General features: G+C 45.9%; 11 protein-coding genes. 8 read left to right on the top strand and 3 right to left on the bottom strand.

All coding sequences use genetic code 11. From position 1 onward, the window contains the following. Positions 1–249 precede the first annotated feature (249 nt). Positions 250–3153: a mucin-binding protein gene (locus FFM80_RS00815; protein WP_137639079.1), complete on the top strand. Its 2904-nt coding sequence runs from the start codon at positions 250–252 to the stop codon at positions 3151–3153. A gap of 117 nt (positions 3154–3270) precedes the next feature. Here the strand turns inward: FFM80_RS00815 and FFM80_RS00810 are convergent, their stop codons facing one another. Both FFM80_RS00810 and FFM80_RS00805 read right to left on the bottom strand, forming a co-directional pair. After that, the gene (locus FFM80_RS00810; RefSeq protein ID WP_137639078.1) at positions 3271–4401 is read right to left on the bottom strand and encodes a GGDEF domain-containing protein; all 1131 of its coding nucleotides are present in this window, start codon (positions 4399–4401) and stop codon (positions 3271–3273) included. Between the two features lie 39 nt (positions 4402–4440). After that, the gene (locus FFM80_RS00805; RefSeq protein ID WP_137639077.1) at positions 4441–5091 is read right to left on the bottom strand and encodes an EAL domain-containing protein; all 651 of its coding nucleotides are present in this window, start codon (positions 5089–5091) and stop codon (positions 4441–4443) included. 246 nt (positions 5092–5337) lie between these two features. Between FFM80_RS00805 and FFM80_RS00800 the strand changes: the two genes are divergently transcribed. The 7 genes from FFM80_RS00800 (at position 5338) to FFM80_RS00770 (ending at position 13341) form a co-directional block, all read left to right on the top strand. Beyond that, entirely contained in the window at positions 5338–5769 is a 432-nt protein-coding gene (locus FFM80_RS00800; RefSeq protein ID WP_137639076.1) for a CopY/TcrY family copper transport repressor, read from the top strand. A 176-nt stretch (positions 5770–5945) separates the two neighbouring features. Then, complete coding sequence (locus tag FFM80_RS00795) at positions 5946–8000, top strand: heavy metal translocating P-type ATPase (protein WP_379853066.1); 2055 nt, start codon at positions 5946–5948, stop codon at positions 7998–8000. Between the two features lie 744 nt (positions 8001–8744). After that, positions 8745–9731: a choloylglycine hydrolase family protein gene (locus FFM80_RS00790; RefSeq protein ID WP_137639075.1), complete on the top strand. Its 987-nt coding sequence runs from the start codon at positions 8745–8747 to the stop codon at positions 9729–9731. Positions 9732–9951: 220 nt separating this feature from the next. After that, the gene (locus FFM80_RS00785) at positions 9952–10629 is read left to right on the top strand and encodes a VIT1/CCC1 transporter family protein (RefSeq protein WP_137639074.1); all 678 of its coding nucleotides are present in this window, start codon (positions 9952–9954) and stop codon (positions 10627–10629) included. Between the two features lie 24 nt (positions 10630–10653). Continuing rightward, positions 10654–11346, top strand: a complete 693-nt coding sequence (locus tag FFM80_RS00780) for a VIT1/CCC1 transporter family protein (protein ID WP_379853067.1) — start codon at positions 10654–10656, stop codon at positions 11344–11346. Positions 11347–11518: 172 nt separating this feature from the next. Beyond that, positions 11519–12409 (top strand): DMT family transporter, encoded by an 891-nt coding sequence (locus FFM80_RS00775; RefSeq protein ID WP_137639192.1) that lies wholly within the window; start codon positions 11519–11521, stop codon positions 12407–12409. A 305-nt stretch (positions 12410–12714) separates the two neighbouring features. Beyond that, positions 12715–13341 carry a uracil-DNA glycosylase gene (locus FFM80_RS00770; RefSeq protein WP_137639072.1) on the top strand — a complete coding sequence of 209 codons (627 nt, stop codon included), beginning with the start codon at positions 12715–12717 and terminating at the stop codon, positions 13339–13341. A gap of 8 nt (positions 13342–13349) precedes the next feature. On the opposite strand, the gene FFM80_RS00765 is transcribed toward FFM80_RS00770, so the two are convergent. Beyond that, positions 13350–13802, bottom strand: coding sequence for a GNAT family N-acetyltransferase (locus tag FFM80_RS00765; RefSeq protein ID WP_137639071.1), 453 nt, complete (start codon positions 13800–13802; stop codon positions 13350–13352). Positions 13803–14044: the final 242 nt, after the last annotated feature.

Raw genomic sequence — 14044 nt, 5'->3', positions numbered from 1 at the left:
AGCCAAGTGACCTATCAAACGACTGATAGGTCACTTTTTTGAGCGCATTTAGTCGCAATTAAAATGGGCTTAAGTATAATACAAAGAATATTGTTATTTTATTAGTGATATTTCAACAAGAAAGGGTTTACATGAATTAACGATAGGGTATAATAATTAAAGAGGTATACTTATAAGAGCGTTAATATAAAAAGATAAACATCAATAATTTTAGCTACTGGTAGACATTTGACTCAGGGGGAGATTAAAATGCGCATTAAGCCAACTATTACATCAACGAAACACACTACGATTCATCCCAACTGGCTAACGGCCGGGGTAGCAACCATGGCGATTTCATGGACTTTTTTAACCGTGCCACACAACGCCCAAGCCGCAACCGAACCAGCTGCCAGTGATGCTGGAACGACTCAGACGGATCAACAAGCTGGTCAACTGCAACAGCCAGAGGTCACCTTAAATGCGGATGGCACTAAGTCGACTGAAGATGCTGCCAGTTCAAGCGAAGCCTCAAACACGACTGAATCACAAGCGCCCGTATCAGAGACATCAGCCAGTGAGACTAGTGCAACTTCGGCAGCATCAACAGCATCCGCAGCGCCAAGTGAAGCTGGTTCAGTTGCTAGTGAAGCGACCTCAGAATCAGCACCAGCAGATAGTGTTACTGAAAAACCAGCTGTTGCCAGTAGTGCCGTCAAAGACGTTAAAAAGATGAAAGCCGCGGCGCCAACAGCGCGCAGTGTCGCACCTAAAGCCAAGGCGGTTAAGGCCGAAGTCAGTGATACAGATATCGTGACGATTAGTGATACAAACTTATTAGCGGCCGTTAAAAAAGGCTTGGGCTTAGCAGCCGATGCTGATTTAACGATTGGGGATATTCGTCAGACGACGAAAACGTCGCTCAGTGTTACCGTTTCGGATGTTGATGTGACAACTTTAGCTGGCTTAGAGGCATTGCGTTACTTACCTGAAAAAACAGTGATCAAGCTGTCATTGAATATTAAAGCCGCCACGGTTAATGCGCAAAATCAAGTAGTGGGAACTGATTTTGATCTGAAACCGCTCCAAAACTTACATTTTAATACGCTTAGTTTGTACACTAACTACTTCAATCAGGTTGATCTAACGCCCCTTAACAACATTTCAACGACTGATTTACAATATGTAGACTTACAATCAAATGATCCGGATTATGAGTATTACCACAAGAACTTTAATGGGATGACGAATGCCCAGTTGGCGCAGATTGCGGCCTGGTTAACGGATTTTCTTAACAATGGGTACCATGGCGGCAATGGCGGTGGCTTTAAACAGGTCGGGTTGGCTGGTAATTGTCTGACTGATTTTTCAGTATTTAATGGGGTTAATCCCAATGCCTATGTCCGAATCTTTGCGGCTAATCAGACTTATAAAAGCACCGTTGCAATGAACATTGTGGCTGGGCAGCCGATTACGTTTGAAGCGACTGATCAGATTGGTATCAATGGTGAATATTTACAACACAAAAACACCAAATCATACAGTCTGCCACCGGTTTCTACCACGGTTACGAATGCAGACGGGAGTACTAGTACTAAAAAGACTTGGGATTCCGTCACTGATTTAGGCGATGGTAAGTATCAAATTGATGCCCCTATTCAGACTGAGGATTATTTTTCATATGGCCAATGGGGCTATCTCGCGCATCCAGTGGGGCCAGATTACTATTTTGATGTTAACTATGGTGATGGTTACAATAGTTTAGAATTATTGACTGATGCGATGATCTATCGTCCAGCTAACTGGCAAGAAAATCCCAGTATTCAAGTGAATTACATTGATAGCACCACTGGTAACGTCATTAAAGCCCCAGAAAAATTAGGCACGGACCAAAAGATCGGCGCAACGGTTGATCTAACGCCATACACCAAATTAAAGGGTTACGATTATGTTAAGACCGATGCGGATGCGTTAGAGCTAACGTATACGGCCGACCCGCAAACGGTTAACCTTTACTTCACACCGGCGACGACCCAAGAAGCAGCTGGTGAAGTGACGGTTCACTATGTCGATACTGATGGCACGGTCTTAGCTACCGACACCGCGACGTATCCCAATGGTCAGTGGGTCGGTGAGCGTTACACGACGACTGAAAAAGCAATCGCTGGTTACACCTTTAAGCAGATGGATAATAGCGGCTTGGCAGCTAATGGGACGTTAACTAAAGCTGGCGGGACGGTCACTTACGTCTATCAAAAAGAGACCGTGGCACCGAGTGAAGAGGGTAAAATCACAATTGTCTATGTCGACGATACGACGGGCAAGACGTTGACCAGTGACACGGTTACCGGGGCTCAGGGGAATACTAGCGACTATCAGACTAAGGCCATGATTCAACATTATGTTGACCTCGGATATGTCTTAGTTAGCGATGACTTTCCTAGTGCTGGAGTGGACTTTGACGATCAAGCGCCAACGTATACGGTCCACCTTAAACACCAAGTCGTGATGGTAACCGATAGTCGAACGGTCACGCAGACAATTCATTATGTCTATGCGGATGGTACCACGGCGGCAGCTGATAATGTGCAACAACTGCGCTTTAATCGTAGCGGCCAACGGGACTTAGTGACTTGGGCCACAACTTGGGGCGACTGGCAGAGTGACCAGAATGGGTTTGCTGCGCAAGTGTCACCGATGATTGCCGGCTACCAGGCTGACCAAACAACGGTTGCGGCCGTCGATGGGGTCACGGCCGATAGCGCGGACCTAGTCGCAACGGTCACTTACACAGCGGTTACGGATCCAAGTACCCCCGATCCTGATACTCCTGATCCAGAAACGCCAACTGAACCGGAAGATCCTGGTCAAGGGGATACGATCAATCCTAATCCGCAACCAACACCAGCTCCGGATCAACCGGCGACGTCAACTAAACCCGGAAACCAAGCGACAACTACGCCAAATGCAAGTGGCACTAGTGAGGTTCAAGCAGCGCACATCTTACCAACGACTAATCCAGTTGGTAATCCGACCCGTCCAGCTAAGGCGACAACTGCCAAGGCGACGACACTGCCGCAAACAAATGAAGCCGACAATTCACGTTGGGGGTTACTTGGTAGTCTGATGGTGCTGATTTTAGGCCTAGCTGGTTATCGGCATAAAGAACATTGATGCGGCTAATTTTAATCTAAGCCACGCTCGCCTGACTGATAAGCTATTAATTTAACCCAAGCAAGGCTAAACAAAAAAACTGACTTTAACCAATATCAGGTTAAGGTCAGTTTTTGTTTATTTAGCCGTAATTTGATCACGGCCATTATTTTTAGAATGATATAAATAGCCATCAGCACGTTTGTAAAGATTAGTACTGTCTTCATCATCGGCATGTTGTTGGGTCATCCCAATGGAGATACTGATGTGAATCGTCTGGGTGTCATATTGAAAGTCGGCATTGCGGATCATATTCGCAATCTTTTCAGCGTGTTTAACGGCATCCGGAAGTTCATAATCATTGAATAAAATGGTGAATTCTTCGCCCCCGGTACGATAGAGGACGAGGTTGTTGTCGACGCTATTTAAGTATTTTTCAATCAATAGTGCGAGTCGTTCCAAAACATAGTCGCCCGCTAAGTGACCATAAGTATCATTGATCGCTTTGAAATGATCGATATCGAACAGCATCACGGTAAATGGCCGTTGTTCGGCCCGATTGTGATCGAAAGCTTGACTATACTTAGATCGAAAGGCAAAGAAGTTTTTGGCGTGGGTCAGCTCATCAAAGTTGGTATTGTACGTGAGTTGTGCCAGTGTGGCGGCATCGCGATACAACAGGTTGACATAAAAATAAACGGTGACGAGCATGATTGCCATGTACAGTAATTCCTGTAGCACTAAGTTTTGAGTCAAGTGCAATCGGAAAGCGACCACTGTCCATAGTGCGGTGGAGAAGAGCATAGCCACGATAATGTATTTCCAAAAATCCCAATTATCGTAGTGCCGATGCCGCTTTAATAGCTTCATGACAAAAAAGAAAGCCACGAAAATCACGGTATACAACCACGAGAGCGTCTGCGTAATCGTCCCATTGATTAACATAAATAGGACGGCGGTGATCACCCATTGCCATAGCCTGATACCAAGTAAAAGAAAATAACTAACAAACACAACTGCAAATAGCTGAAAATTCATAAAGACCCAGGTCGTGGTCTGCTGACTCACAATCAGTTGCAGGCTTAAGACGAACAGTGCCATATATAACAAGCCAACTACCGTCCGCACCTGTTCTTGATCAAATTTTTTGCCACGTTTTTCGAAGTAGCGGATCGCCTTGTCCGCTAAGGTCCAATATAACGTAATCATTCCTAAAAGGAAAAAGATACTAGTCACCAATGAAGGCACGTACCAGTGAGTTAGTGTCATCTTTATCGGCCTCCCATCCGGCGATGTAGATTTTACTAGTTAAACTGGAATTTCCGGCTTACCATAAAGGTAGCCTTGGTGAATCTTAATCCCATATTTGTCGGCCAATAATTGGTCATGATGATCCTCAACGCCTTCGAGAACCATCTCCAAACGATATTGACGCGCAATGTTCGTCCAAAAAGCCAATAATTCAGGAATCTGGTTGGCCTGACCGCTCATGCGCAAGTTTTGCATGGCAAATTTGATCTGGTCAACGAACGGCAATAGATTTTTGATGTTGTCGTAAGTATTTGTGCCGGTGCCGACATCGTCTAAAACTAATTTCATCCCATATTGGTGTAGTAACAAGCTGTAGCGTTGAACTTCATCCAAAGTAGGGGCGTCAGTCAACTCGATGGTTAAAGCTGCTGGATTAAGCCGTTTCTTTAGCGCGACAATCGCCCCTAACGTTAGTGGGTTGTCGATCTGTTCCCGGTTAAGATTGAAAGCAATCACTTTATTGGTTAAGGATGTTTTTAAATCCGCCGCTGTTTGTTCGATCAGCTTGGTCTGGTCGTCTAGCGAGATCTCGGAGAAGTTCGTAGGTAATGTCCAAGTGTCCTTTTGACGCTTGCGTAACAACGCTTCGTAGCCGTAAATGGAATGATCTTGCTCATTAATTTGCGGCTGCACAAAAAATTTATAGATGAGAATCTCCTCCTAACTTAGTAAAGTTATTGAGTTATTGCTCAAATCCGTCTATTATTATTTTAATATACATTTATAACGTTATCAATGAAGCAATCTGGATTTTGATGCTAATATAAACGCATTTATATACGAATAAACGTGGTAAAATTAAAGTTGGTTGTGACGATATGTGAGACGATTACTTGCAATTTGTTGTTTACGATTGTAGACTAAATAAAACTTTAAAGAAAGGTGGCTAATTAAGTGGAAGCACAGACCAAGATTGAAATTAGTGATGCCGAATGGGAAGTTATGCGGGTGACTTGGACCCTTGGGAATGTGACTAGTAGTCAGATGGCTGAGATTATGGCGGAAAAGATGGGCTGGAAGACCGCGACTGTCAAGACGTTGCTTGGCCGCTTGATTAAGAAAGGGGCCTTGCGCGCTGAAAAGCATGGTCGCGCCTTTACTTACTATCCAACGGTCGATGAACAACCGTCAATGGACGAAGCCGTGACAACTTTATTTGGCCACCTGTGCCAGATGCGTGTTGGTCAGACTTTAGCAGATCTAGTCGGCCAATTAAATTTGAGTCAAAATGATATTGCCAATTTACAAACGGTACTCGCAAAAAAGGCGACCACAGCGCCGGCAACGGTTGATTGTGATTGCTTGCCGGGTGAAACCAGCTGCTAAGTTGGTGAACTAAATAACTGAAAACTAGCGGAATGCCGGGATAACACGGCGTTCCGCTTTTGTATTTTCAAGAAGTTGACGGCAATGCTTGACTTTCGACGTTTACGATTGTAAACTATAACTGTAAATTACAAATGTAAACGATAAGAGAGAAACGGTTGAGGAGGACGAGTATCATGAAAAAAATGGCAATGACTAAAGCGCCAGCCAAAGATATGAGTAATATGGACATGCATGATATGGATATGGACATGGGCAACGGTCAGATGATGCATATGGGTAATTTGAAGCGTAAATTCTGGGTATCGTTGATTCTAACGCTACCGCTGATTATCATGAGTCCGATGATGGGGATGCAGCTACCGTTCCAATTGATCTTTCATCCGTGGACTGATTATTTAGCGGCCATTCTGGGGACCGCAATTTTTATCTATGGTGGTCAGCCCTTCTTCAGTGGTGCCAAAGCCGAATTAGCCAATCGCAAGCCGGCGATGATGACTTTGATTGCCATGGGGATTGGCGTTGCCTTCGTCTATAGTATCTACGCGGTAGTGGCAAATAACTGGTTGCAAGTAACGCCGCCAGTGACTGACTTTTTCTGGGAGCTTGCCACTTTGATTGATATTATGTTGCTTGGTCACTGGATTGAAATGAATACCGTTATGAATGCGGGTTCCGCCGTTGATAACTTGGCCAAACTGTTACCAAGCAGCGCACATAAAATTGTGGCTGGACAAGTGAGTGATGTCGACGTGGCGGCATTAACTACTGGTGACCATGTTCAAGTACGGGCCGGTGAAAAGATTCCTGCGGATGGTGTGATTGTTAGTGGTGCGACTAGTGTTAATGAAGCCATGGTCACTGGTGAAGCTCGGCTAGTTGAAAAACAAGTCGATGCACAAGTTGTCGGTGGGTCAGTCAACGGTGAAGGTACTTTTGAGATGCGGATTACCGGGACCGGTGAAGATGGGTATCTGGCACAAGTCATGAAGCTCGTCTCAGACGCCCAAGCTGCTAAGTCTGCGCAAGAAAATATGGCTGACCGGGTGGCTGGACTCTTGTTCTATGCGGCCTTGACTGTCGCCATTGTGGCGTTTATTGTCTGGATGCTAGTGGGTAATTTGGCCTTAGCTTTATCCATTGCGGTAACGGTCTTAGTAATTGCCTGCCCGCACGCCTTAGGTTTAGCGGTACCATTAGTCGTTGCTCGGAGTACGGCGATTGCGGCTAGCCATGGGTTATTGATTCGGAATCGGGATGCAATGGAACAAGTCAAAAAGTTGAACTATGCCTTAATGGATAAGACGGGGACATTAACAGCTGGTAACTTTAAGGTCGCTGAATATCAAAGCTTGGATTCAGCATATACGGCGGACCAAGTCTTAAGCATTATGGCTAGTCTGGAAACTGGTTCTAGTCATCCCTTAGCGGTCGGAATCTTAAAAGCTGCTAAAGCCCAAGAATTAACGCCCGTTGAAGCTACTGACAGCGAACAACTGACGGGGGTTGGTCTGAGTGGGACCGTTGCTGGCCAGACGTATCAAGTCGTTTCCGCGGCTTACTTGGATCGGCAAAAGTTAGCTTATGACCAAGCGGCCTTTAATCGGTTAGCTTCAGCTGGTAATTCAGTCAGCTATTTGATCCAAGACCAACAAGTCTTAGGTTATGCAGCTCAAGGGGATCAGATTAAACCTGAAGCGAAGAACTTAATCGACAGTTTGAAGGCCCAACATATTACGCCAGTGATGTTGACTGGTGATAACGCGCAAAGTGCGCAAGTAGTCGCTAAGCAACTTGGGATTACTGAAGTTCATGCTAGTCTGTTGCCAGAAGATAAAGCTAAATTGGTTAAGCAATATCAATCTGATGGCAGTCATGTCATGATGATTGGTGATGGCGTTAATGATGCGCCAAGTCTGGCTAGTGCTGAGATTGGAGTGGCAATTGGTTCTGGGACCGATGTCGCGATCGATTCCGCCGATGTGGTCTTAGTGAAGAGTAATCCTAATGATGTGGTTGAATTCTTAGAATTAGCACGCAACACGACTCGTAAGATGACCCAGAACCTCTGGTGGGGTGCTGGATACAACGTTATTACGATTCCTTTAGCTGCCGGAATCTTAGCGCCATGGGGCTTCTTACTAAACCCCATGGTCGGAGCCGTGGTCATGTCATTCAGTACGGTGATTGTGGCGATTAACGCGATGACACTACATGTAAAGAAAGCATAAATTAGTTATTGAAGGACTTATCCGTGTGATTGGGATAAGTCTTTTTTGTTGTTATTAAGTATGGATGAAAGTTGCCACTCTGGTTGGGCCAGTATTGGCTGGAACGTGGTGGCCGCGTTTGCGAGCCAAAGGACGGTCTCGCAAGCCGGGCTTGATCTAAGTCGCCTAAAATCAGGCAACTAAGATCAACGACACCACTGAGCCAATGCTGGCCCGCCCGCCGTTAATTAGCCGTAGTGAATCTAGAGAGTCGTAGCTGTCTAATAGATAATTATGGACTAAAAATAATTGTTCACGTATAACTGATTAAATAAGATGGTAGTCTTTGTGAAGTAGTAGAAAACGCGACTGATCAGGAATCTAGCGAATTGAGTCGTTAGTGACTAACCTGCTGGTATAATCATGTTCCGATGAATTTGTTTGAACCCATATCGTCATCTTGGGTGTTATTAGCGCAGGGTGGGCTGGATGACGCTCAGTGGTGTCGTTTGACTTAGACCGGGGGAATTGTCCCGGCCTTAGTCAAAGCCCGGCTTGGAAGACCGCACTGTGGCTTTCAAACGCGGCCACCACGTTCCAGCGTCAAATCCAGCCCGCCCGGCGCGGCAAAATAAGCTAGCCCTAACTAGCTAAACGAAAAGCCACAGAATAAACTGATAATAGTAAAATATTTAGCGTGAATCTGTGTTTTAACGGGTTTGGGGTGCTAAAATAAAGATATTCAAATCAAGGAAGTGAGTCCCTATGTGTACTAGTGTAACGTATCAAACGACGGGCGGCGACCAGTTCTTAGCTCGGACGATGGATTTTGCATTTGAACTGGGTGGTCGGCCAGTGGCAATTCCACGGCAACACCATTTCAGTAGTGTCACCAATGCGGCTGGTTTTGATGCACCGTATAGTTTTATCGGTACGGGGCGTAATTTAAATGGCTATATTCATGTCGACGGGGTCAATGAATATGGGGTTAGTGCCGCTGCTTTGTACTTTGCGGGGCAAGCCCATTATGCGGCTACGCCAGTCGATGGTCAGATTAACTTAGCACCACATGAAGTTTTGATGTGGATCTTAGGCAATGTCAAGAGTGCTCAAGAGCTTGGGGACCGCTTAGCTAGCTTAACCATTGTGGAAGCGGCCGCTCCACTATTGAACATTGTGGTGCCGCTACATTGGATTATCAGTGATAAGAGCGGTGCGACTTATGTCTTAGAACAACAGGCAGATGGCATGCACTATATGAAGAATCCTGTTGGCGTCATGACGAACTCGCCTGACTTCGATTGGCATTTGAAGAATTTAAGTAACTATGTTCAATTACAACCTGATCAGCATGCCGATCGTCAATACGGCGACTTAGCAGTCAATGCTTTTGGCCCGGGCACGGGAGCGTTAGGGATGCCCGGTGATTTCACGTCGCCATCCCGGTTTGTGCGGACAGTCTTCATGCGCGAACATACGGAAACGGTCGCAACGATTGGTGCTGCCGTTAATGCGTTGTCACATATGCTAAATTCAGTCGAAATTCCTAAGGGCGTTAAGATTAAAGCGGATGGTTCAGTAGACTATACGCAGTATCGGGCCTATATGAGTATGAATGAACCGGCTTTTTATATGCAGCCTTATAACGACCAAACTATTACCCGCGTGGCTTTGACGCCAGCGTTAATGACTGCGGCACGACCAACCGAATTTACGTTGGCGACGACGCAACAATTTAATCAGGTTAATTAGGTGACATTTAACGAAAACCAACTGACTTGCGTAAAGTTAGTTGGTTTTTTGTTATGTTTACATAACGCTACTTTAAAATTGATGGTACACTAGATTTAGTTTTAGGGATACATAACTTTAGTTAATTAGTTAACTGGTATTAGACTTGCAATTCAAACACTAAAGGAATAATATGTATTACATGATAATGATTATAAAGTAGTTAACTGGGGGCGGCAGTATGAAGAAGAAAATGACCTTGGCACAACGCGTCAATATTTTGCGGGCGAGTGTGATGGGGGCCAATGATGGGATCTTATCCGTAGCCGGGATTGTAGTCGGGGTTGCGGGGGCGACCACCAACAGTTATGCCATCTTAATTTCTGGTTTAGCTGGGATGCTAGCGGGGACAATCTCAATGGCGATGGGGGAATATGTCTCCGTCAATACGCAAAAGGATGCCCAGAAGATGGCGATTAGTCGTCAACGAGCAGCGTTGAAAGATGACTATGCAGGTCAAGTGGCGATGGTCACGAAGAAGTATGTGGATCAAGGGATTAGTACGCCGTTAGCGCAACAGGCGACCCAAGAGATGATGCAAGAAGATGCGTTGGTCACGACGGTGCGTGAACGTTATGGGTTTAACCCCAGCCAATTCATCAGTCCTTATGCAGCGGGGATTGCGTCGATGATTTCATTTCCGACCGGTTCGATCTTGCCGCTAGTATCGATCACCTTTTTCCCGCCACAAGTGAAGATTTTAGCGACGATTATTGCGGTGGCGATTGCGTTATCCATTACGGGATTCGTGGCGGCCAAGTTGGGTAATTCTGATTGGCGACATGGCATGGTTCGGAACGTGATTTCAGGGTTATTGACCATGTTGGTTACTTACTTTATTGGCCATTTATTCGCATAGGTTGAGGGGGATTGTTACATGTTAATGTCAAAAACAAAGCCAAAAAAGGCCAAACAAACCATGGACGAAAAACTCAACACGTTGCGTGCTGGTGTCCTGGGTTCCAATGATGGGATCTTAACCGTTGTCGGCGTGTTGTTCAGTGTGGCGGCCGCGACGAGTAATCAATTTACGATTTTTATTGCAGGACTTTCAGATTTGTTAGCCTGCGCATTTTCCATGGCTGGCGGTGAATATGCGTCCGTTAGTACCCAAAAAGATACCGAAAAAGCCGTGGTTGAAAAGGAACGCCGATTATTGAAGACCAATTATGCGGATGAAGTTGCCGCTGTTAAACGGCATTATATGACGATGGGCGTGACAGAAAAGACGGCGCTGGCAATTGCGGATGATTTGTTAGCCAAGAAACCGCTTGAGACCATGATCAGTATTAAGTACGATATGCAATTAGGCCATTATATGAATCCTTGGGACGCGGCGTTTTCATCACTATTCTCCGCATCAGCCGGGGGTGTCTTCCCGCTAGTGGCGATGACGTTCTTACCGGATGCGATGAAGTGGCCGGGGACTATTTTGGCAGTGTCATTATCAGTGGCGTTGACCGGTTATTTATCCGCAGTTTTAGGTAAGGGGAATGTTAAGACGGCGGTTATTCGGAACGTGATTGTCGGGATTATTACGATGTTTATTCACTACTATATTGGGACTTTGTTCTAGGTTATAATTATCAATTCTGTAATGATAGTGGGACGTTGAAAGTGACGTGACCCGCTATTTTTTTGTTGAAAATAACCCGTTAATTTTCAGGAAACTTTAATCAAGCCCCGGTATAATATTGCCATTAATTAGATTGAGGTCATGAAAATTGCAAACAACAACTAATCGTTATATGAAGGGCATCCTGTGGGCGATGCTTGCTTCGACTTTGTGGGGAATCTCGGGGACGGTCATGCAGTTTGTTTCTCAGAACCAAGCGATTCCAGCAGACTGGTTCTTATCAGTCCGGACGTTGTCAGCCGGAGTTATTTTGCTGGCCATCGGGGCGGTCCAACAAGGCCGCGGAATCTTTAAAGTCTTTAAATCATGGTGGTCAATTGCGCAGTTAGTCGCGTATGCGACGTTGGGGTTGATGGCGAATATGTACACGTTCTATGTCAGTATTGAACGTGGCACGGCCGCGGCCGCTACGATTCTACAGTACTTAAGTCCACTTTTTATCGTCTTAGGGACGCTGGTCTTTAAACGGGAACTGCCCTTACGAACAGATATGCTGGCCTTCGGGGTCTCCTTGTTCGGGGTTTTCTTAGCCATTACGCGGGGGAATATCCATGAATTAGCGATTCCGACCGATGCGCTGGTCTGGGGAATCCTATCCGGGGTGACGGCGGCGTTATACGTGGTATTACCACGAAAAATCGTTGCTGATAATTCACCAGTCGTTATTCTAGGTTGGGGCACCTTGATTGCGGGACTGTTATTCAACGCCTATCATCCGTTATGGATCGGGGCACCAACGATTACACCGAAATTGGTCATCTCGATTGGGGCAATCGTATTGATTGGGACGATCTTTGCGTTCCTGTCACTCTTGCACAGTCTGCAGTATGCACCTTCCGCGGTCGTTAGTATTGTGGATGCCGTGCAGCCGGTCGTAACGTTTGTCTTAAGCATTATTTTCTTGAATTTGAAGGTCAGTGTGATTGAAATTGTTGGTTCCGTCTTAGTGGTGCTGGCGATTTATATCTTGCAGCGCTACCGGAGTGAACCCGGCATCGAATAGTGACGTTAATCCAAAAACCCTACGCTGTTTACGAAAATGTGAACGGCGTAGGGTTTTGTAGTATCGTGAACCTATGGCTTTTGTATAATGACAATATGTTTGGTGCTAGTTGGTTTAAATTGCCACTCTGGTTGGGCCAGAATCGGCTGGAACGTGATGGCCACGTTTTCGAGCCACAGAGCGGTCTCGAAAGCCGGGCTTTATCTAAGTCAGAAACCAACCGGCAGGCGGCAAGTTCAACTAGCACCAAGTATAATCACAATATACTTAGAAGTGTGAACTTAGGATTGATTGGAGGAATTTAGATGACTAGTATTTTGACGACCGCGCAACAAGCACAGGGTCGCGCGCTATTAACACAATTTGACCGTTTGGAAGGCTTTGTTCCCGGCGAGGGGAGTTTAACCCCGGCTTTAGTGATGGTGTCAGAAGCCCCCGGGAAAGTTGAAGCCCAGGTTGGCCATCCCTTTCAGGGACCAGCCGGCAAAGAATTAGATCGTTGGCTAGCTGCACTTGGGTTGACCCGCGCAGAAGTTTATCTAACCGGTGCGGTGCGTTCGCGGCCCTACCAGATTGGGCCAACTGGGTTAAAACGAGATCGGCGACCAACACCAGCTGAGGTTGCGGCGAGTGCGCCAATCTTAGATGCCGAATTACAACAGTTGCAAGGGCGATTATTGGTGCCGTTAGGGAATACCGGGTTACAGCGATTATTAGGGTCGAAAGTCAAGATTAGTGCGGTGCATGGTCAATTGTTAACACAGCCGATTCGGCAATGGTCCGCGGCTGATCAGCGCTTTGAATTGACCACGGTTAGTTATCAAATTTTCCCGCTGTATCACCCGTCATATAGTCGGCGATTCAAAAAAATCCTGCCAACCGTTAATGCTGATTTAACCACGCTAAAACAGCTTCTCGATTCACAGGATTAGATTGTTTTTCAAACTAAGACTAACGCGCGGGCCGGGGCCTGCATCTTAATGACTTGGGCGCCGAGATCCATAAAGGGGTCACCCGCAACGGTTAAGCCGAATTTTTCGTAAAAGTGTTGGACTTGGGTTTGGGCGTCGATTTCAATGGTGGCATTGGCATAGTGGGTCTTTAAGATTGCCATGACGTGGTTCATCAATTGGTTACCGAGGCCGGTTCCGCGATAAGCACTATCGGTGGTAATGCGGCCAAAAGTCACTAGGCCGGCATGCTCATAAATACGTGCGTAAGCGACTAGTTGATGGCCATCGTAAGCGAAGATATGGCGTGCTTCAAAGTCGGTATCATCAGGATCTTGGTAGCTGCGCGCTTGTTCTTGAATAAACGTCTTAGCGCGTAGTTGGTAGATGTCATGTAGTTGGGTGGTCGTGAGACCGGTGAACTTTTTTACGACCCATTTCATTGGTGGTTCCTCCTTGAAAACTGGGTCAGAAAACCCGAGTTATTTTCAAAATGAGTCTTAAATTTAACACCGCAGTTTAGGCAGGTCAACGCAAAAGGACCGTGATTTTAAAAGCCTGATTTAAGTGGGGCAAAAATGAAAAAGCTATTAAAAAATCAGCGAAGTTGAAGTGAACCCTTAAAATTGGACAAATTGTTAAGCTGCTTTTTGAACGGCGAGTTCTCGGTATTTTACCGGGGGCT

It is taken from the genome of Lactiplantibacillus dongliensis (assembly GCF_005405105.1).
Taxonomy (GTDB): Bacteria; Bacillota; Bacilli; order Lactobacillales; family Lactobacillaceae; genus Lactiplantibacillus; species Lactiplantibacillus dongliensis.
This window is presented reverse-complemented; position numbering and strand designations above follow the sequence as displayed.